Origin of the sequence: Gilliamella sp. B3801, from assembly GCF_026536645.1 — a bacterium.
Taxonomy (GTDB): domain Bacteria; phylum Pseudomonadota; class Gammaproteobacteria; order Enterobacterales; family Orbaceae; genus Gilliamella; species Gilliamella apicola_I.
In genome coordinates this window covers 25,795-48,010 of record NZ_JAFNNR010000011.1, presented here as the reverse complement: position 1 = coordinate 48,010, position 22,216 = coordinate 25,795, and the positions used below count along the sequence as shown (strand labels likewise).

Below are 22,216 nucleotides of genomic sequence, written 5' to 3'. Positions count from 1 at the left end.
ACTTTTTTAGCTTTGAAGTTATCTACATTACTTAATAAACCAACTAAAAATCTTATAAAGAACAGATTTTAGTTCTTCGATTTTCTGTGGTTGTGTTTTACCAAGATTCTGTTTTTTAACCGTTTGATTTAGACCACTTGCAATTTGCGTTTCGACGATAAAAATTTCTCGAAACGTTAAGGAAAACTCACCATAAGTATTTTTTTGTTGAGTCAAACCCACAGAACTTAGAACCATATTATTATATTGCTTAGCATTAGTTTGCAGGATAACAGGTTCACCACTCCGTTGAATTGCCAGCAATTTTTCGTAAGCGTCTGCAATACGATCTGAAAATAAGCTATTTATAATAGGAGACTGATATTCAGGTAGAAAATCGGCAACGACTTGATTCAACCTTTCAGCGCTTGTTTGAAAATGTGATGCAAAACGATTTACCATGTTTTCCGCTTGTGCTGCAAAAGTTTTGATTGGCATAGGCAAAGGGTAATTGGATAAATCTATTCCCAAAAAATGGTCAATCGAGAAAGTATTTTTTTCATATCCCACAATAAGACCATTTATTGAAATCTCTTTTGGTTCTAAAACTGCATGATCGGCAATATTAGCCCCATTTTCAATGGGATTTTCTGTGACTTTTAATTTTGATGTATGCTGTTCGACAGTATTAATATCTAAACTGAATACAAAATTGTCAGTAACAATTAACCCACTATTTTTTGATGATTTGTTTAAAATAGATTGAAACATCAGTTAGACCCCATCGCTGTAACTGTATTATCATTGATTCGTCTCGCAGCATTGTCGACAAGATTGCAAACTTGATCGAGACCATTCTGAGGTGTAGTTACATTCATTGTATTATGAATTATTATTTCACTGTTATTATTGACGTTTTTATTTAATGCAGATAAACCTCCAGCTTTTGCTACATCTGTACTCACGAGTGCAAGATTTTGGGTTGCGGAATAATTCGTGGCTTTAAGATTTTCTTCTTGAGCTTGTTCATCTTTATCACTACCAAAACCAAAAAAAGAAAGTACACCTTTTATTTTACTTTTCATCTTATCGATGACAGCAAAAAACTTGTCTTCAATCCATTTCAAACCATCTTTAAAAGGTTGCGTAATACAGTCAAGAATACCTGAAAACGTTTTTCCTAAATTATCGATTAAAGATGTGACATCAACACCCCAAATCTCAAATAATCCTTTTATGAATTCCCAAGCAGCTTTAAATGGCGCTGTAATAAAATCAGTTATTGCTTCAAAGGTTTGACCAATTTTCTCAGTTGTTGAAGTGCTATCATCCGTCCAAATTGTAAATAAGCTTTTAACCAATTCCCAAGCAGCCTTAAATGGTGCCGTAATTAAGTCTAAAATTGCGTCAAAGGTAGCGCCTATTGCATTGACCGTTTTCTCGGCATTTTCTTCACTCATACCAAAGTACATGAGTATATCTTTTATACCATTTTTAAAGAAATTAGTAACTTTATTCCAAAAATCAGAAAAAAAGGAAACAAGAAAATCCCAATTATCGTAAATAAGATAAGCAGCCAAAGCGATAGCAGTAATAATAGCCAGAATAGGATTAGCTATCATGATAGACGTCAGTGTTTTTATTGCACTGCCAATTGTTTTAATAATTTTAACTAAATTTCCAAGCGTTTTGAGAGCATTACCAATACTTAGAATAGCATTGGAGATTGAGGTAATTAATTTAGCTTTAGCTGATACCCACGCTATTTTTCCGCCTAATAAAAGCAAATAGCCCAATACGGCAAAAATAATACTTTTCCAGTTTTTATCTAAATTTTGCCACCAAGTTATTGCATTTTTGATGTTGTCGATACAGGCTTGCCAAAATGGAGCAAATTGACTCTTACCACCTTTTAAGAAAACCATAAAATCATCAATGATCAACAATAATCCAGCTATCAAACCGATGACTAGCCCAATCGGACTAAACAGCATAGCACGATTTAAGACTGCCCAAGCAACACTCAAGGCTATTATGGCATTTTCCCAACCAATGGTCTTAGAAATTATCATATCGATAAATTCAAAAGCATGTTTTATAACTTGAATAAAATTCGAAACAACACTAATTACAACGTTGATACCTTTGGCAATCAATTCCTTGTTAGCTTTGAGCCATTTATTAAAGCTTATTACAAGATCAGTTACCCTTGGTAATAATCCTAAAGCAATTTTTGTTTTTATGCTATCAATCGCAAGACCGGATTTCTCAAGTTCGATCTTATATTTCTTTACTTGTGCCAGTTCACTTTTCGAAATCGAAAATAAGAGATTTTTTTTGCCAGCAAGTTCTTCTGCTTTATCAATAGCGCTGTTAAAAGCGCTAATCATTTTTTCCCCATAGTTTTTGGCTGCAGCCGTAATACTTGTTAAAGCTTGTTTTAAAATATCAAATTTAGATTTAGCTTTTTCAGATGACTCAGCCGCTTTTTCATTAGATTGACTCGCATCGTTAATCGCATTATTAAGTGTAGTATTTATAACTTTGCCAATGTTAGATAACTTCATTGCACTGATTTCTAAAAAAGTCGTGACTTTAGTTAGATTGTTTACCTGTGAGATATCAACACCAATTTTTATCAAATATTGCTCTAGATGCACTTTAATTCTCCTTTGGCTTTTCAGCCAATCTAACTTCTGCTATCACATGGTGCATATCGATAACATCATCAAGTGAATATACAGTTTTTAATTCGTGGAGTGTTGCATAATTGTTGACAATAACACTCCACATAAACCAATCTATATCGCTTTCTTGGCTATCTCCTCCAAGCTGAGCGTATTTAGATTGGATAATAGGCCACTTGGTAAAAAAGCCAAAAAATGGAACTTCAATCCTTCAATGATGATTTGGTAATAATGACTTCTATGCGCATTAAAAAATTCACTGGCTTCTCTTGGGTTTTGGAATAATATCTTTTTACCAGCTTCATCTGTGGCTGTGACATAATCGAGAATAAATCGCTCAATTTCTTCAAATTGCTCAGTACCAATATTCGAAGCTAACTGTCCAATATCAAATCCTGATGTAGTATCCCCGACAGAAAAACAGCCCTTTAAGAGGGCTGTGAGTTTTTTGAGATATTTATTGGCTTTGTAAAAATCTGCTTGTTTAAAGGTATAAACAACATTATCTATCGTATAATCTTTGTTTTCCATTATTGACCTCCTTTGATGTTAAATTCAGCTTTTGTTGCTTTAAGTGTCCATGTTAAACCATTGTGAGCTGTACCACGTGCAATAGTTGGTGGCGTGGTAAACCAACATCCAGTCAATAAAAATTCATCACCATTACGCAAATCTTTATAGGTAATTAATTTACCTTTAGCTTTTGTCGGATTATTAATTTGGGCTTGTCGTAATTGATTTAATACTTCGTTAGTTTCAGTGTGCTGTAATGTTTTAATCGTGACAGTAGCACCTTTATTGCAAGTGTTAACAAACACCCCTTCACCATTGATACCATAAGTGATATCACCATCATCTCCTATGGGTGCAATACTAATGGAATCTTGAGCATTTTCATAACCTGTTATTTCATAGCCATCTATTGTTAAGACAGCATCTTCTAAAGAAAAAGATTTATTAGACATCGTGTATCCTTATCGATTAAATTGAACAATAATATCAACGCTGTGACCTGCACCAGCAAGTTTTAATGCGCAATTAATTGGCATCATTTTGCGCGCTTCACGATCAGCCGTGTCTTGCGTATCAAAAGAATCTGAATAGAAATAGTATCCATTCACTGTATCGCCAAATTTCAGCTCACCAATATCGCCAAGCGACCATTTACCCATGCCAAGAAAACCGTTATTGACAAATTGCTCACCAATAATTTTTAACTTGCTGATTAAGCGTTGTTGTCCTTTATCAGTTTGTGGAATTTTAGTCGGTTCACCTTGTAACGCATTAAATGCTTGTACTTGAATTGCATTAATGAATGCATCTAGTCCTGTGGTTTCATCAATGAATGTCCCACCAACCATAACGCCTTCTGCAAGCATATTGACACCGGCATAATCTGTATAAAAATTGACACCTAAACGACGACATTTCATCGCTTCATTGACAGTGATTTTGTCGTCTGATGTAACACTAGCTTCTTGTTTAAATTTGACTGTTTTAGCTGTATTAATACCTGTCCATACGGTGGTTAACGCAATGCCCATAAGTTCAGCTGCTGCATGGCTATTACCTTTGTTGTTATATTGAACCATCAAACGTCCGCTGTTTCGTTTTGACAATGTTTTTAAAACATTATCATCACTGTATTCAATATTTTTTTCTCGAGTTTCGGTATAGGCTAATACTTTGGCATTTTCAACCCCTTGAGCAACAACCCAATCATGCGCTTCCACTAATTCACTATCTGTAATAGTATTTGCAAAATACACACCATACCAATTTTGATATTGATTTTGTAATGCAGTTAATGCTTCAGCAGGCGACTCTTTACGATAAGTTGTCGCATCCTCTCCTTTAATTAATGATGCTTTACCATCAATTAAATTACAAAGATTACCGATATAAGAGCCTTCTGATTGAGAATCAAACACATATCCAAAATTGTCGCCCTTACCTTCTTTTTGAGCAGCTAAAATAAATCTATTACCAACAGAATCATAAATAACTGAAACTCCACTATCTTTTAATTTAGTATTGATGACAGTTGCAACATCATTCATACTTGATACATTGCTAAAATCCAAATCAGTAATTTGATGTTTAGCATCACCAAAGTAAAAAGAAAAATAACCATCTTTAATACTCTTAAATTGAATATAGCTGACAGCTAAAGCAGAGCCATTAATTTTTGAACTCAACGCTTTAGTGGTAACCCCCTCTTGCATATATTTAGCAATCAATGCCGTTTTCGGTTTAGGTTGAGCAGAGAATAATGCGCAAGCAGCTTGATATGCATCAGAATCAGTGCCAAATAAATTTGCAACTGTTGTTGCATCTGAAACAACAACATAACGAATATCTTTATTGCTGAATTCTTCACACATATCTTTTGTAAAAATAGCCACAACGCTTAGGTCACGTTTTTGTGCCCCTCTTGGCGATTGTTGTAGAGTTGCATCTACGACTTGACTTAATGGTAAACTCATTTAGTAACCTCGAATGTAAAATTAACGCTATCACCGCGTTTAACGCTGGTTTTAACGATTGGATTGATGGAAAAAATAAGATCTACTTGTGCATGTTGAACGGTTTTGTCTGCAGAAGTTGTAGATACGTTTTCAATATCGGAGCATCGAAGATACCCCATTCTTAATTTCTTTAACTTTTGCCAAACAGGCGTGAACTGCATTGATTCTGTTAATTTGCATAGCTGTTCATAGGCATCTTTACCGTATGCTTTGACGGTAATGGTTGCTTCTTTTAGTGTCGATATCACTTCTTCTTCATCTTCACCGTGATATAAAATTTCTTTGCCTATCTCGGTTTGAGACATATTAAGAACAGTGATGAATTTATCTAAACGAGAGACATCGGGTATGTTATCCTCCTCAAATATAATTGTTTCAGGTAAAGACAGAATTTCCGCTATCAAACGTCTAACTTCAGTCATTTCAAGCTTAGAAACAGTCGTGATTCGCATAATGACTCCATAAAAAAGAAGATAGGGTTTAACGATAAGGTGATAATATAAAAACCATGCTGTTGTTGATTTATTATTTGTAATAAATTGATAAATCTAGTTGAATTGATTGTTCACATTATCCATTGTTAAATCATATAAACAGGGATTAAGTAGGTTAAAAATTTTTTAACCCAATCGAAGTAAAAACAATTGTGATTGTATAAAACTAGTTTGATATAACGTTATAAAACTGCGTTAATCATTAGGATATAATCATCATAACGCCATATATTATTTAATATTACATAAAGGGTGATGCGTAATTTATTTATTACACATAAACAGTGTGTTATTTTGAGGTGCAATGACCTGACAGTAGTATTGTTGCCATCCTTCGATTAGGGCTTGGTTATAGCTGATTGCGTGGGTGAGACGGTAATAATCTTGTTGAGAAGATTTTGCAAGTCGTAAGGCTTTGTCAGCAATATCGCCGGTGGCGGCACTATTTCGTTCGAGGGTGGCGACTTTGATGCGCAACTCGACAAGGCCATTATCCACATCATCACGTAAACTATCTGTTTTAACCTGTTCATCTTTTATTGTCTCAAGAATATTTGACTCAATTAATTTAATGGCACTGTTACCTTGTTTATACGCGTTAAATTGTGCTTCTAACGCCACCGTTTTAGCCATTGCCAGTTGTTCGCCTTGCCAACAGTGATATGCAAAATAAATCGCTAAACCGGTTATTACAATGCCACCATACGGTAATAACTTAATCAGCAATGTTAATTTATTCATCATACTAATCCGTTTAAATACACCGTTTTACCACCATTTTTGACGGCGGTCAGCATTATTTGGCGATTATGAGTGGGACTGAATCCGATATGAACCCATTGATTATGCTCCTGAATAAGCTTATCAAACACAACCCCTGCATCTATCAATCGTTGACAGATTTGTTTCGGTGTGCCGAATGGCGAACGGAAGTCAACAGCCAAACCTTGAGTGTGTGCACTACTTGCCACCCCGCCTACCCGGGCATTTAATGCCGGACAACGGTAACCGGAAGTAATGATGATGGGGTGCTCAAGGGCTTTTCTGACCAGTTCAAGTTTTATTGCTGTTAATTGGATATTGGGCATCAGTGCTGCCGGTACGGAATTGTCAATTTTTAATCGACTGGCCGTCAATGAATAGATAAACTCATCCAGTTTAAAATGTTCAGTCAGTTTCATTAGTTTTCCTTTTAATCATCATGTCCACGTGTTTTTTTTATTAATTGTTCTTCAAGCGCTTTAATTAAGGTTGCGCCCGACCACCCCGCTAAACCGGCAACACCGCCGGCCAGCTCAAACTGCCAGTTAAAATAACTGGCTGCCAACACCACCAGCGCGCCGGCAAAAGTAGAAATAAATATCTGAGCAATTAAAATCATCAGATTAAACTTATTCCCATTAATAATGTGATAGCAATAACTGGCTAATGACCCCAGTAAGGTGACAAAAAACAAATAAACGACAACATACCAATTGATATGGTCAGGCTCTTTGATTGGCATAGGTTTCATCTTCATCGTGAGCCTCCTGCTGAGGCAGTTAAAAATAAGAAAGGGTTACGCAGCACTTATGTATAAATTATTTTCTGAGATTGCTCTGCGAACCCGTTGAATTGTGATAACTGATAGTTAAATTGTAGGCATAAAAAAACCGCAATGAAGCGGTTGAATAAAAGAGACTTATATTAAAGAAGTTTATTTAATTTATTTTGATTTAATTATTTTATATGAATAAACAGAATGTTAAATAACATATTGCAAATTAAAGGCAATAAAAAAGCCCGCTTAGCGGGCTTAAGTAACAATTCTTGATTTTGAGATAATTATACATACATTAGCGTACGTTGTCAACCCCTTGAGCTAATATTTCATTCTAATATTATTCGTTAAGCTTAGTTAAATAAGTTTTAATAAGGGCACAATAGGGAAAAATAGTTGAAATTCAAAAGTTCTGATTATTTATCAGATGTTAAATAATCATATTAATAAAATTAGAATGAAATTGTTAAAAATATGACTAATCGTATTAACATAAAATGAATGTCTATTTAGCACGAATATAGGCAGAAATATTAGAAAAGTTATAGCTAATAAATTGAATTATTGTTTTGAGAGATTTTATTTATTAACACTATTGACTAAATAGTTAAGATAGCAATAAGAAGAATAAAAAAGCCCGCTTAGCGGGCTTTAGTGACAATTCTTGATTTTGAGGTAATTATACATACATTTACGTACGTTGTCAAGATTAACTTTCCCACTTTTTTAAAACACTAAATATTGCAATAACTCCAGTTCAGTGCCGGTTAACATCGTTTGCATCGATAATGCACCAATAATGTAACTTTCACCACTACTTTTTATTTTTCGGATATTGCCTTCACTGCACACTAAATCCTGCGCTATTTCACGTAAATTTTTAGGTTTGATAATTAATGTCGACGATGTTTGTGTTTTGCTTCGTTCAATATAAAGATGATCGTCAACAATCATTTCGTCTCCATAATAGAATTTAATTAAGACTTTTGCTTCTTCTTTTATTTTCGCGATTTTACTGTTTTTCATCGTTGAGATAATGCTATCTATTATTAACCCGTCTTTATCTAAACAGACCTGTTTATATTCCTTTTTTTGGGATTGATATAGACTAAATACTTTGCGTTGTTGATAAGCTTCTTTTCGAGCCCAATTACCCCAACGGGTTAATACTTGAGTAATATCATAATCAGCATTCAAACTCACTTTATTTAACCATTGTGTCGGTTTATTATTTTTTTGAATATTCAGATACGGTGCTGTCATTATTTACCTCATATATTTTCCATATAATTCCAATTTATAATGTTTAACTATTTATTAATCTGTGACTATTAACTTATTGTCATATGTTGAAAAACTCTTTTTTTAGTAACAATATCGATAGGATTAATTAAAAAAGGGGACGCGTTACGTTAATGTTTTGATATTTTCCCTTATTAAGATCATATTGATTTATGAGTCGACGGCGATAATCATAAAGTTGGTCAACATGTTTCTCAGCGACTTTTATTTTTTCATCAAGTAAAGCTAATTGCTGTTCTGGTGTCATCGTGAAGTTTTCCTATTCAAAATAAAACACACCTATAATAACAATAGTTATCATTAAAATCAATAACTATTGTTATAAAAAATTAATGATAATCCTATAAAAACAAAATGTTTAAAGTTTTACACTAACATAATATTTTTATTAAAATTGGTGTCATACCTCCTCAACAAAAAAACATAAATTAACTTAATATCAATTATTTATTAATAAATATTACGACAACAAAAATAATGATCTAATATGTATAGTACAATTTACAATCAAAATAGTGGTATTTAATATTTGATTAAAACTGAAAAACAATAACTTTTAGTCTTGACTAAATTGATAACTTATATTATCATAAGTGTTATCAAAACTAATTGACTTACCATAAAGTTAGCAATACCACGAGTTACTAATGGGGTAAGAAGATTCAAGTAGCTAGCAGAGGCGTACGAACATACTGCAGTTTTGATACGGTACTTGATAGCGTATTTTAAAGTTACAATATTGAGTACCTGACAACTGGAAAGACAGTGGTAGTCCACATTTTTGCCCCTATATTGGGGCTTTTTTAACCTTATTAGGACTATTCAAATTTTTATAAAAAGGTTAAAACAATACAGTTAATGATGAAATCCAGCAAGATAACAAAAAATCATTTTGATCATAACTGTGATTTAATATAGACATTTTATTGGAAGAAAAAGGTAAAGTGATAAAGAGGTTACCTATCATATTTTCATATCAGACTTGATAAAATCATTTTAATAGGTAACGCTACTTTTGAAGTATTAGTCAGTGTAAATTCATCCCTAATACTAGCTAAATAACAACCCTTGTTGAATGGGTTAAATACTCCTTATAATCATTATAAGTAAGTTCCGCAAACGGCTCTTTTTGCTTCATCTATACCCCAAGCACTAGGAAACGAAATCATTCCATCGTGACTTGAAACCAGAATCGCTTCTGAAATGGCTTCATTATTGTCATTAGTGGTGTTGTGAGATTCATTAGTATAATACCAACCAAATTTCCAATTAGATTTTGGATAAGTTACAATCAAACTATTATACTGTTGATTAAGCGATCTCCCCCACTCACTGAAGACACCATATCCAATTCCGCGTGTAAACACATTATAAATACGACCTTTCGCACCATCTAAATTTTTAGTCGAGAACTCGGATGAATTATTTAATTCTTTTCGGCTCAACAATTTTGAAGAACCTGTACATTGAGCCCTTGCATCGTTTTGATTTTGGAAAGATTGTAATTTTGGTTCAAGCCATAAATCAAGACTGAATGTATAATCATAATGGATTTTATCATCAGATTTTAAGGTTGCCGTTATAGTGACCGTTTTAGTAGGCTGGTTAAGCGTAATTAAACCATCTTTATCAACAGTAACAGAACTATTATTTGTCGTGAAGGTATAATCGTTTTGTACACCACCCATGACTAACTGAAATTGCGCACCGGCAAAACCTGTCGTTGGAAAATGTTTTTTAGATAAGGTAGGTGTCACTTTAAATCCTTGATTGAAGACATAATCTTCAGTTACTCCGCCACCTACTGCAAAATTAGGTTTATTTTTAGGAATGTTATTTATACCAATTCCGGTGAGATTCCACTTTTCATCATTCTCAGATTTGTCATTTTTAACTGAACGCCATTGAGTAAGTGGATCTGAGATAAGACTATAAGGTTTTGCAAAGCAAGTATTAGCGATAGCTATTTGATAAGTTTTTGTTATAGGCTGAGCACCCATTGATTGAGTTTCAATAAAATTGACAGGATCGCTTTCATTAGGATCGCCAAATTGAGTATGAACTTTAATATCAGTCGCGGTGATTTCTAATTTTAACGGCATTTTATATTTGTTATGGCTACAAGCAATATTATTAAAATCTGCAGGATCGATTTTAACATTATTACTATCCTTCCAAACATAATTTAATGTGTTGCTGATGGGTTGCTTAGGATCAAAAGCATCATTATTAATATCAAAATAATCACCCTTATTATCATCAATAGTTGTTCTAGGAACAAAATAACTTTTTATGACAAAATCATTTAAGTTAGTCGTATGATCAAAATATTTGGTGGTATTACTAGTGATGTTACCGGATATTTCATTGTAATCAGTACCGTTGTAATTAAAACCTAATTTATTAACGATCGATTCTGTTGCAAAAAAGACAGGTTTATCCCCTTTTATCGAATTGACGGTCGTTGTTGATAGTGCTGCATTAGCAGGATTAACTGAAATGAAAGCCAAAACTGCACTTAAATAACTCAGTTTAGTTGCAGTCCTATTTTTTTTTAGCATAGATAATAAGCAATTTAAATGCGAACCTATATTCAATTTAGAGATGACTAAATGGTTAGGTTTGTATTCACTAAAATTTCGTGAATTAGGGTTGATAATGTGCTTCATATAGTTTTCTTCATTAACAAAATAACAAATCAATCACAAATCTTAAGATTGATTTAATAACTTCACATTCATCCAATTAATTTAAATGAAGAGGTGATCCTTTTAAATATTATTGATCGGATTTATCGATCCATCAACACCCAATCAATTTAAAATCACTATCAAAAATAATAAGATACTGCTATATTCCTTACATTATTTTCAATATGAGGAGATAATAAAATTGATTTAATAATTGAAAAATTTATCCACTTAATTTAAAAGAAGAGATAATCTTCAAAAATATTATTGATCGGATTTATCGATCTATCAATATACGATCAATTTAGAATCACTATCAAAACAACATAAAATCACGATATTTATGACATATTCGTTATAATGCAAACATAAAAACAGGTTAATCACATTAGTTCACACTTTAAAATAACATAATGAATAATATTAATTTATTTTTAAGCGTTTTATCCAGGTTTTATACAATTCATTTTCTTCAATAAATTTTTCCTATCAAAATTATAGGTTAAGTAAGTTACAATTTATTAAAACATATGTAAACGGATTGTTATGAATAAGTAAGCAATGTGTAATTTGTACAAAATGAATTCAAATATTTCAATGAGAATTTACCTAAGATTAAAAATATGATTAAAAAAGAAGATTTGATAAAAATGTTATTAATCATACCATTGACTAAAAATAATCATTCTCATCAATTAAATACATTTGATGACCAATTGATGAGAAAAATGTTATCTAGAAACTAATTTCTGTTCCAACAAAATAGCGACGTCCATCTAAGGTTTTACCAAAGTCTTCATTGTCAACATCTTTATCAAACAAGTTATAAATACCCGTGTAAATTTTTGCTTTCTTGTTGATTTGATACGCTGCTCCCATATCCCAGAACGTATATCCAGGATACGTGACATACCTACTTTGTTTACCCATTCGCTTATTGGCGTTTTCTTGTCCGTAGTATGCCATCTTAGCCCATAAGTCCCAATTATGACTGATGTACCAATCCAATTGCATATTAAATTTTTGTTTAGGTGTACGGTTTAATGCACGTCCTTTATTGATACCGGTTTTTTGTTCTGTCTTTGTCCATGAATAATTTGACGTCAACAAGAACTCATTAAACAATGGCGTTTTAAACGTTAATTCAACGCCTTTAAGATCGGCTTTATCGACATTTTCTCTGCCTTGAACAAAATCAAATTTTTCTTGGTAACCATTCACTTTACATTTACCTTTTCCAGCTGGTCCCTGACAAATGTAATAAGTTTGAATCTTATCTTTATATTTTGTATAAAACGCCGTGGCTGAAGCATCTATTCCATAATCATTAGTATAGCCCAGTCCAATTTCGATATTGTCTGATTTTTCAGGTTTTAAATTAGGATTTCCCAGTACCATTCCTTTATTACCCGTGCCGGAACCCCCTGTAACTTGTCCCCAATCAGCAACGACTTGCCGTAATTGTGGTGTTGCATAACCCGTTGAATAGCCGCCTTTGAGAGTGAAATTATCATCAATATTCCATACGCTATAAACTCTTGGATTCCAGTTGCTTCCATAGTTTTCATCTTTGTTATAACGTAATCCAACAGTTAAATTCCAATTTTCTAATAAACTTATTTCATTTTCAGCAAATAGAGCATAATTCCAACGATCTATTTTAGTTAATGTCTTCTTCAATTGATTACCTTTATCGTGTAACTCTTGGTAATTATATTTTCCCCCTACTGTTAACATATTAATATTAAGCGGAATTGTTACACGGGTATCAAGATCGGTATTTCGAATTTTCATCTTTCTTTCCGGGTTATTATTACCTTCATAAGCAATAAATGAAGTTGTCGAAATATCACCAAACAGCCCAGTATGAGTTAAACTATACGTATTACGGCGATTATCACGAGGAAAATCGCCTCTATTCTTAGCTCGGGTATTACCCGCTGTTGCCTTACTTTTTTGAATTGAACGCCCCATATCTAAATCAAATCGTTGCGTATCTGTTGCATTTAAAGACAGCTTACCATTTAGACTTTGAAGTTTTTGTTGGGCATGACCATTCAAAAATTTATCTTCATTTCGTTTTGAATATTGACCATATAGTTGGATGCCAACTCTATCATCAACAATCGGTCCCATGACTGAAAAACTTCCTGTATAAGTGTTTTTTTCTTCAGAACGATAAGGAATTACAGATTCTAAACGTAATCCTGCATGCCATTTATCTGACACTTTTTTGGTAATAACATTAATTACCCCACCCATTGCATCAGAACCATACAGTGATGACATAGGACCACGGACTACCTCAATACGTTCTATCGCCGTTAATGGTGGTAACCAACCTTGTTCAAATCCGGAACCGTCACTATTTGGTCGCGTTTCTCGGGTGCTGACCTTTTTACCATCAACTAAAATCATCGTATATTTGGCATCCATACCTCGAATGCTTATATCTGTTGAATCACCGCTACCGGTAATGGTGACACCAGGAATATCTTTTAACGCATCAGTGACATCACGATACGATTTTTGACTAATTTCTTCTGAGGTAATAACAGAAATGGTTGCAGGGGCTTCTTTGATTTGCTGTGCAAAACCCGAAGCGGTAACAACCATTGTATCAGTATCTGAACTATTCACAGCGGCTAGTGCTGTACTTGATAATAATAAAAAACCTGAATTAATGACATAATTTGTCAGTTTAAATTTTAGCTTAACGTTCATTTATTATAACCCCATTATTTATAATGATATTTTATAATTACCCATGAGTATGAACACTACATTAGATGATAATAATTATCAATATCTTTTATTAAATTATTTTTCGCTAGACAAGCAACCTACTTCAAATGATAATAATTATTATTTACATTTAATATAAAGGGTGTCTATGAACAGAAAGAAAAAATTGCTGCTAAGTAGCATTGCATTAATAGTTTTGGGGTTAACCGGTTGTCAATCACCGTCGACAATGACTGTCACAAACAATAGTGAAACGATCATCGTACCTAAATCTCCGAAAAAAATTGTTGTCATGAATTATGGAGCATTAGATACATTAGATGCTTTAGGTAAAGGCTCAATAGTGACGGCAACCCCACAATCGGTCATTCCATCCTATTTGAATCAATTTAAAAGGGATGATGTGGTTGATACGGGTAATATGAAAGAACCCAATATAGATGCAATTAAACAAACTAATCCTGATCTTATTATTATTGATGGACGTCAAGCAAATAAAAAAGATGAGTTGTCAAAAATTGCCCCAGTGCTTAATTTAAGTGTTGATAGCAAACATTATTTTGAATCAACAAAAAATCATATCAATTTGTTAGCGAGCCTTACCGGAACCGAAAATACAGCAACTCAACTCATTGCTTCGCTCAATAACAAAATCAACCAAGCTCAAAGAATGACCTCAGCAAGCCCTAAAAAGGCCATTGTCGCTATTCACAACAATGGAAAAATGATTCTTATTAATAATAGCTCAAGTGCTGCGCTTATCCATGATGTATTAAAAGTCAAAAGAGCGGTACCACTTTTAGCTAACCAGCTAGCTACAAATGGAGAACGCCCAGCACCTACTTTTGTTGACGATAAATATATTAAAACCGTTAAGCCAGATATTATTTTTGTCATTGACCGAAGTCATGCTATTGGTCAACAAGCCATGAAAGCCAACTATTTTGATACAAAAGTTCTCAATAAAAGTAAAACCACCGTTGTCTATTTGACACCTGATCTTTGGTACTTATCTGGTGGTGGAGCAGAAAGTTTAGACCGTCAAGTGTCTGAAGTGCTCAATGCTTTAAACGATTAACATTTTGTTTAAATTAATTCATACAGCCCAATTAAAAGGCTGTATGAGTTAGCATTCAACGGATTTATCACATTAAATCGACCTGCCCACAAGTATTCTTAGGTCACAAAATTTGAGAAGGTAATATTCATCTATTAAGTTATGCTCGCATGATTTCAATCAAATATGGTAAATTTAACAGGTCAAAATCCCACTTTATACACTTGCCTGACGTTACCACTTAAAACCCATTTTCTGTTAATTAAGAATTTGAAAATTAGTATATTTACAATGCTTAAATGTGTTAAAATGCCGACATTTTAAATTAACAACAACTAATTAATCGATAAAATTTATTTTATTATCAATTTAATTCCTCTTTAAATATTAAGCATTATTATAAATATTATGAATATGTCATCCCCTACTATTGGATTTGTGAGCCTTGGTTGTCCCAAAAATTTGGTTGACTCAGAGCGAATTTTAACTGAATTACGAACACAAGGTTATCAAGTAGTACCAAGCTACGAAAATGCAGATTTAGTTATCGTCAATACTTGTGGCTTTATTGATAGCGCCGTACAAGAATCGTTAGAAGCCATTGGCGAAGCTTTAAATGAAAATGGCAAGGTCATTGTGACAGGCTGTTTAGGTGCAAAAGAAGATCAAATACGTAATGTACATCCTAAAGTACTTGAAATATCGGGCCCCCATAGCTACGAGGCAGTACTTACTCATGTCAATAAATATGCCCCTAAACCCGCATATAATCCCTTTACCAGTTTAGTACCACAGCAAGGTGTGAAATTAACGCCTAAGCATTATGCGTATTTAAAAATATCAGAAGGTTGTAATCACAACTGTACATTTTGCATTATTCCATCGCTACGTGGCGAAATGGTTAGCCGACCAATTGGTAATGTACTTGATGAAGCAAAGCGATTAGCTGATAGTGGCGTTAAAGAGTTACTCGTTATTGCTCAAGATACTTCAGCATATGGTATCGATATTAAAAATCGTACCAACTTTTGGAATGGTATGCCATTAAAAACTGATATTCAAACGTTATGCGAACAATTAGCAACGTTAGGCATTTGGGTAAGGCTCCATTATATGTATCCTTATCCAAGTGTTGATAATTTGATCCCGTTAATGGCGGATGGGAAAATTTTACCGTATCTGGATGTACCACTTCAACATGCCAGTCCTTCGGTTTTAAAATCAATGAAACGCCCAGGCACCATTGATAGAACACTTGAACGAATTCATAAATGGCGAGAAATCTGTCCAGATATTACTTTACGTTCAACGTTTATAGTTGGTTATCCAGGGGAAACAGACCAAGATTTCGAATTATTACTCGATTTTTTAAACAAAGCTAAGCTTGATCGTGTGGGATGTTTTCCTTATAGTCCGATTGAAGGTGCAGCAGCCAATCAGCTCGCAAATCAAATTCCGGAAGAAATTAAACAAGAACGTTTTCATCGTTTTATGCAATTACAGCAGACAATTTCTACCCAAAAATTACAAAATAAAATTGGCAAAACCTTATCGGTTATTATTGATGAAGTGGATGAAGAAGGCGCTATTGGACGCAGTATGGCTGATGCACCAGAAATTGATGGCGTTGTCTATTTAAATGAAGAAAAAAATGTTCACGTTGGTGATATTGTTCAAGTTGAAGTCGAACATTCCGATGAATATGATTTATGGGGAACTGTTAAACAGTAAACATATCCAATGAAACAACATTATCGAAACGAAATCAAAAAACTTATTGCCCTTTCGGTACCCGTACTGATAGCACAAATATCGCAAACAGCGATTACCTTCGTCGATACCATTATGGCTGGTAACTACAGTAACACAGCATTATCAGGGGTTGCCATTGCAGTCTCAATTTGGTTACCAACCATATTATTTGGACAGGGTTTACTTAGTGTCTTAACACCGATTATTTCCAATTTAAATGGGGCTGCTAAACGTCATCAAGTTGCTGATCACACTCGACAAGGAGTCGTTATTGCCTTGTTCTTATCAGTGGTAATGATGTTCATTTTATACCATTCAGATAAACTGATTAGTTTAAGAAGTTCAGTTGAACATCCTATCGATCCTGAAATGGTTGAAGTTGCCGTTTCTTTTTTACGTGCCATTATGTGGGGTGTTCCCGCGTTCTTATTATTTTTAGTTTACCGAAATCAGTGTGAAGGGTTATCCAATACCAAACCAGCCATGGTGATCATCTTTATTGCATTACTTGCCAACATTCCCATTAATTATGTATTAATTTATGGAAAATTAGGTTTGCCTGCTTTCGGTGGAGTTGGATGTGGCATTACCGCAGCGATTATATTTTGGCTAATGTTTTTTTTAATTCGCCTTTATACGTTAACCACCACTAGCCAACGTGATATTCGTATAACACCTTTCACAAAACTTATTGATTGGTCTATTATTAAAAAAGTTATCCTGTTAGGCACGCCTCTGGCATTGGCTTATTTTTTCGAAATGAGTTTATTTGCCGTCATAGCATTACTGATAGCCCCATTGGGTAAAATTACAGTTGCGGCACATCAAATCATATTTACGATTAGCAGTTTAACATTTGCCATTCCGCTTTCACTCGGTGTTGCTACTAGCATTCGTGTTGGTTATTTGTTAGGTCAAAAAAAGCTATCTCTTGCCAAACATACCGCATATATAAGTTTAGCTATTTCGTTGGCAATAGCAATTATTGTCGCATTAATTTTGGTTGTCTTTCGAACACCAATCATTGCATTATTTACTAAAGAAGTTGCTGTCATTACGATATGTATGCACCTAATTATTTTATTAGCAATCTATCAGGCTTCTGATTATTTGCAAGTTGTAGCCAGCAATGTGCTTCGTGGTTATAAGGATACGCAAAGCATCTTCTTTATTACATTGCTTTCTTATTGGGTAGTAGGATTACCTGTAGGTTATATCTTAGGTTTAACCGATCTGATTATAGCGCCAATTGGGGCTGCCGGTTTTTGGATTGGCATTATTTTAGGTCTGGCAGTCGCCGCTATTTTATTAATAGCCAGAATGATCTATATCCAAAAACAGCCTGAAGCAATAATATTAAATCGATCATCAAAATAACGATTTATTGGCTAGTAAGCCACTTCTCATCTTAATATTTAACACTTATCAAATTAACCGATAAGTGTTAAATCATTGATAGCCTCTACTCCATAACAACTATTCCATACAGTTAACCATTTTTAACTCAAACAGCTATTTTATTCCTTCGTTTAAGGCTGTTAAACGCCTTTTATTAGATACATAAATGATAGAAAAATCATTTAGTTCAATTCAAATTGAATCAAACACAAAATGACGATATAAATTGATTAAATAATAATTCACTATATAATCACGTGCCTTGTAGATAAATTTAATATAGTGTAATAATGTTGTGAAGCTCTCTAAAAAAATTTTGTTTTCTCATTGTATTTGTCTTAGCCTTGCAGTCTTAGTCGTGTATTTATTAGGATATCCGAAAAGAATAGATCGTATATTGCTTACTTATTTTTCATTAATTTTCCTAGGCAGATTCACCATTTTTCGATTTTTTTTTGGTCTATCATTTGTTATAGCTGCTCTTTACTTTCCCATTGCTTATTATTACGGCCCTCCTAATGTAGCAGTGATAAGTGCTTTGTTTGAAACAGACATGGACGAAGTAAATGAATTCTGTTCGCAAATATCGACTTATCTATTTTTGATTACCTTCTTACTTCTAATCGCTTTTGTTCTAATATTTATCAAACTGCCATTTCCTACTGTTCACAACTATTACCTGATTATTTTTACATTGATTTTATTGTGCTATAAACCAATTAAAGCGTATATTAAATTTATCCCGACCCCTTCTCATTCACTGTCAGAAGAGATAATGGATAATGTGAAATATCCTTTTTTTGAATTTTATAAAGCGCTTTTTACCAGTGGAAAAATTTATTGTTCCGAGAAAGAAGCACAACTTAAACAAATTGAACAACAAAATACGATTCCTATTTTATCGGTTAATCCAGACCACAAAAATTACCTTATCATTATTGGTGAAAGTGTCCGTAAAGATTATATGAATGCCTATGGATTTAGTTATGACAATACGCCTTTTGCCACTCAACATGCAAATTTGATATGGGATGGTTTAATCGCACCCGCTTCGAATACGCAAGCATCTGTCCCTCATTTGATTAGCCAAGCTATTTATTCAGACGATAAAATAGTGAATGCTCAGTTAAATAATAATATTGTTAGTATTGCTAACGATGCAGGATTTGAAACTTATTGGCTTTCTAATCAAGGCAAACTCGGAAAAATTGAGATTACCGTACCTCGCATTGCCGCTTATGCAAACTATAACTTCTACACCAAAAAAGGGGAATATAATGGTAAGTCATCACACGGAAAACATGATACTTTACTATTACCAGAATTAGATAAAATATTATCAGATAAACAGGCTAAGCCAAGACTGATCGTCATGCACCTTATGGGATCTCATTCCAATTTTTGTCGTCGATTACAATTTGATATTCAATTCAATCTATATAACGAAAATATTTCTTGCTATGTCAGCAGTATAAAAGAAACGGACGACCTGATTAAATCAACAATTGATATACTAAAAAAACATAATGAAGATTATTCGCTTGTCTATTTTGCCGATCATGGTCTTACCCACTTGGATCAATATCAAGATTTAAGACATAACTGGGAATACCAAAATAGCTACGAAGTACCTTTTATTTTCTTTGATTCGAAAAGTACAACACAACAAAAAATTGAGAAAAAAATTTCAGGTTATCAGCTTGTTTACTTGTTAAGTAAATGGATGGGTATCACTTTAGATGTTTCACATGAATATATGCAAAACAAATTGATAGATATACCACACCAAACAAAAATTAAAATTAAAGATTGGAAAAATGAGTTATATCCTTATGAGAAATTAAAAAAAGATCCGAATCCTTTTTTTATCAAATAAAATCATAATATCTTAAGATAGATGCCAAAAAAAAACGCCATTACCTATATGGTAATGGCGCTTTAAACAGGAATAACAATTATTTCAATAAATCATTGGCTTTTGCAATTACATTTTCAACTGTAAAACCAAATTTTTCAAATAACTGTTCAGCAGGTGCTGATTCGCCAAAACTTATCATACCCACAATTTTGCCATTTAGTCCCACATATTTATACCAGTAATCACTAATCCCTGCTTCAATCGCAATACGCGCAGTGACCGAAGAAGGTAATACCGACTCTTTATAAGCGCAGTCTTGTTTATCAAACGCATCAGTTGATGGCATTGAAACAACCCGTACTTTTTTCCCTGCATTTGTTAATTGATGATAGGCTTCTACCGCTAATTCGACTTCTGAACCCGTCGCAATTAAGATCAACTCTGGCGTTCCTGCACAATCATTTAAAATGTAACCGCCACGATAAACATTGGCTAATTGTTCAGCTGTTCGTGGTTGTTGTTTAAGATTCTGCCTTGAGAAGATCAATGCTGTTGGACCATCTTTACGTTCAATGGCATATTGCCATGCTATGGCTGATTCAACTTGGTCACATGGACGCCAAGTACTGACATTTGGTGTTACCCGTAAACTTGCCATTTGTTCAACAGGTTGATGTGTTGGTCCATCTTCACCTAGTCCGATTGAGTCATGGGTATAAACAAACAGTGAACGAATCTTCATTAAGGCAGCCATGCGTACCGCATTTCGTGCATATTCCATAAACATTAAGAATGTTGCCCCATAAGGAATAAAGCCGCCATGAAGTGCAATACCATTCATAATAGCAGACATCCCAAACTCACGTACACCATAGTGAATATAGTTACCATCCGGATTGGCTAAAATTTCTTTTGAGCCTGACCACATTGTTAAGTTACTTGGAGCTAGGTCAGCCGAGCCACCAAGAAACTCAGATAATACTGGTGCAAAAGCTTCAATTGCATTTTGTGATGCTTTACGCGTCGCTATCGTTGCTGGGTTTGCTTGCAATTTATTGACAAAATCGGTAGCCACTTGTTGCCAATTTTCTGGTAAATCGCCTTGCATTCGTCGTTTAAATTCGCTTGCAAGTTCTGGATATGCTTTGGCATAAGCTTCAAAGCGAGTGTTCCACTCATCTTCAATTTGTTTGCCTTTGGTTTTCGCATCCCACGCTTCATAATAAGCTTTAGGAATATCAAACGGCGGGTAATTCCACCCAAGTGCTTGACGGGTTGCTTCAATTTCAGCATCTCCCAGTGGTGCACCGTGACTGTCATGACTGCCCGCTTTATTTGGTGATCCAAAACCTATAACTGTTTTACACATCAGTAAAGAAGGTTTATCGGTCACAGCTTGTGCTTGTTCAATCGCTTGAGCAATGGCATTTGCATCATGACCATCAATACCGCGAATAACATGCCATCCATAAGCTTCAAAGCGTTTCGCGGTATCATCAGTAAACCAACCTTCTATTTCGCCATCGATTGAAATACCATTTTCATCATAAAATGCAATGAGTTTTCCTAATTTCAGTGTTCCAGCCAATGAACAAGCTTCGTGTGAAATCCCTTCCATCATACAACCATCACCCATGAATACATAGGTAAAATGGTCGACTATAGTATGACCTGGTTTATTAAATTGTGCAGATAAAGTTCTTTCTGCAATTGCCATACCAACTGCATTAGCAATGCCCTGTCCTAAAGGTCCGGTTGTGGTTTCAACGCCCGGAACATGACCATATTCTGGATGCCCTGCTGTGATTGAATGCAACTGACGGAAATTTTTCAAGTCATCAATGCTAACTTTATAACCGGTAAGATGTAGTAAACTATAAATTAGCATCGAAGCATGACCATTTGATAATACAAAACGGTCTCGATCTGCCCAAGTTGGATTGTTCGGGTTATGTTTTAAAAATCCACGCCAAAGTACTTCCGCCATATCAGCCATACCCATAGGCGCACCCGGATGACCTGATTTTGCTTTTTGTACACCATCCATGCTTAATGCCCTTATCGCATTCGCAAGCTCGCGGTGAGATAGCGTCGTTGCATTCATGTTTTAATCTCCAAAATATATTTTAAGTTATTCAAATTCATTTTTTCTGTATTTTTGAAACAGATTTATATTATTAACTTTA

Annotated in this window: 18 protein-coding genes; 4 read left to right on the top strand and 14 right to left on the bottom strand. The window is 34.1% G+C overall.

Going from position 1 to position 22,216, the window contains the following annotated elements; genetic code table 11:
• Positions 1 to 27: 27 nt before the first annotated feature.
• The 13 genes from J3U14_RS09960 to J3U14_RS09900 form a co-directional block, all read right to left on the bottom strand.
• Entirely contained in the window at positions 28 to 750 is a 723-nt protein-coding gene (locus tag J3U14_RS09960) for a phage baseplate protein (protein ID WP_267351844.1), read from the bottom strand.
• Positions 750 to 2,621, bottom strand: a complete 1,872-nt coding sequence (locus J3U14_RS09955) for a hypothetical protein (protein WP_267351842.1) — start codon at positions 2,619 to 2,621, stop codon at positions 750 to 752. The genes J3U14_RS09960 and J3U14_RS09955 overlap by 1 nt, the downstream gene beginning before the upstream one ends.
• A gap of 159 nt (positions 2,622 to 2,780) precedes the next feature.
• Positions 2,781 to 3,197 (bottom strand): phage tail assembly chaperone, encoded by a 417-nt coding sequence (locus J3U14_RS09950; protein WP_065558726.1) that lies wholly within the window; start codon positions 3,195 to 3,197, stop codon positions 2,781 to 2,783.
• Positions 3,197 to 3,631, bottom strand: a complete 435-nt coding sequence (locus tag J3U14_RS09945) for a phage protein (protein WP_065558727.1) — start codon at positions 3,629 to 3,631, stop codon at positions 3,197 to 3,199. The genes J3U14_RS09950 and J3U14_RS09945 overlap by 1 nt, the downstream gene beginning before the upstream one ends.
• 9 nt (positions 3,632 to 3,640) lie before the next feature.
• Entirely contained in the window at positions 3,641 to 5,152 is a 1,512-nt protein-coding gene (locus J3U14_RS09940) for a DUF3383 domain-containing protein (RefSeq protein ID WP_267351840.1), read from the bottom strand.
• A complete protein-coding gene (locus J3U14_RS09935; RefSeq protein ID WP_267351839.1) occupies positions 5,149 to 5,646 on the bottom strand; it encodes an LIC_12616 family protein in 498 nt (165 codons plus the stop codon). The genes J3U14_RS09940 and J3U14_RS09935 overlap by 4 nt, the downstream gene beginning before the upstream one ends.
• Before the next feature lie 306 nt (positions 5,647 to 5,952).
• The gene (locus J3U14_RS09930) at positions 5,953 to 6,429 is read right to left on the bottom strand and encodes a lysis system i-spanin subunit Rz (RefSeq protein ID WP_267369659.1); all 477 of its coding nucleotides are present in this window, start codon (positions 6,427 to 6,429) and stop codon (positions 5,953 to 5,955) included.
• A complete protein-coding gene (locus tag J3U14_RS09925) occupies positions 6,429 to 6,869 on the bottom strand; it encodes a D-Ala-D-Ala carboxypeptidase family metallohydrolase (RefSeq protein ID WP_267369657.1) in 441 nt (146 codons plus the stop codon). The genes J3U14_RS09930 and J3U14_RS09925 overlap by 1 nt, the downstream gene beginning before the upstream one ends.
• A gap of 11 nt (positions 6,870 to 6,880) precedes the next feature.
• Positions 6,881 to 7,207: a phage holin family protein gene (locus J3U14_RS09920; RefSeq protein ID WP_218837354.1), complete on the bottom strand. Its 327-nt coding sequence runs from the start codon at positions 7,205 to 7,207 to the stop codon at positions 6,881 to 6,883.
• A gap of 747 nt (positions 7,208 to 7,954) precedes the next feature.
• Positions 7,955 to 8,491: an antiterminator Q family protein gene (locus J3U14_RS09915; protein ID WP_267369654.1), complete on the bottom strand. Its 537-nt coding sequence runs from the start codon at positions 8,489 to 8,491 to the stop codon at positions 7,955 to 7,957.
• A gap of 127 nt (positions 8,492 to 8,618) precedes the next feature.
• Positions 8,619 to 8,777: a hypothetical protein gene (locus J3U14_RS09910; protein ID WP_267349629.1), complete on the bottom strand. Its 159-nt coding sequence runs from the start codon at positions 8,775 to 8,777 to the stop codon at positions 8,619 to 8,621.
• An 853-nt stretch (positions 8,778 to 9,630) separates the two neighbouring features.
• Positions 9,631 to 11,199, bottom strand: a complete 1,569-nt coding sequence (locus tag J3U14_RS09905; protein ID WP_267349631.1) for a hypothetical protein — start codon at positions 11,197 to 11,199, stop codon at positions 9,631 to 9,633.
• A gap of 756 nt (positions 11,200 to 11,955) precedes the next feature.
• The gene (locus J3U14_RS09900; RefSeq protein WP_267349633.1) at positions 11,956 to 13,944 is read right to left on the bottom strand and encodes a TonB-dependent receptor domain-containing protein; all 1,989 of its coding nucleotides are present in this window, start codon (positions 13,942 to 13,944) and stop codon (positions 11,956 to 11,958) included.
• 169 nt (positions 13,945 to 14,113) lie between these two features.
• Here J3U14_RS09900 and J3U14_RS09895 point away from each other — a divergent pair, with 169 nt between their 5' ends.
• From J3U14_RS09895 to J3U14_RS09880, 4 genes are all read left to right on the top strand, one after another.
• A complete protein-coding gene (locus J3U14_RS09895) occupies positions 14,114 to 15,043 on the top strand; it encodes a siderophore ABC transporter substrate-binding protein (RefSeq protein ID WP_267349634.1) in 930 nt (309 codons plus the stop codon).
• Between the two features lie 393 nt (positions 15,044 to 15,436).
• Entirely contained in the window at positions 15,437 to 16,753 is a 1,317-nt protein-coding gene (gene rimO / locus J3U14_RS09890) for a 30S ribosomal protein S12 methylthiotransferase RimO (protein ID WP_267349635.1), read from the top strand.
• A gap of 9 nt (positions 16,754 to 16,762) precedes the next feature.
• Entirely contained in the window at positions 16,763 to 18,151 is a 1,389-nt protein-coding gene (locus tag J3U14_RS09885; protein WP_267349637.1) for an MATE family efflux transporter, read from the top strand.
• A 574-nt stretch (positions 18,152 to 18,725) separates the two neighbouring features.
• Positions 18,726 to 20,048: a phosphoethanolamine transferase gene (locus J3U14_RS09880; protein WP_267349638.1), complete on the top strand. Its 1,323-nt coding sequence runs from the start codon at positions 18,726 to 18,728 to the stop codon at positions 20,046 to 20,048.
• A 79-nt stretch (positions 20,049 to 20,127) separates the two neighbouring features.
• Here the strand turns inward: J3U14_RS09880 and tkt are convergent, their stop codons facing one another.
• Positions 20,128 to 22,134 (bottom strand): transketolase, encoded by a 2,007-nt coding sequence (gene tkt / locus J3U14_RS09875; RefSeq protein ID WP_267349640.1) that lies wholly within the window; start codon positions 22,132 to 22,134, stop codon positions 20,128 to 20,130.
• Between the last annotated feature and the right edge of the window lie 82 nt (positions 22,135 to 22,216).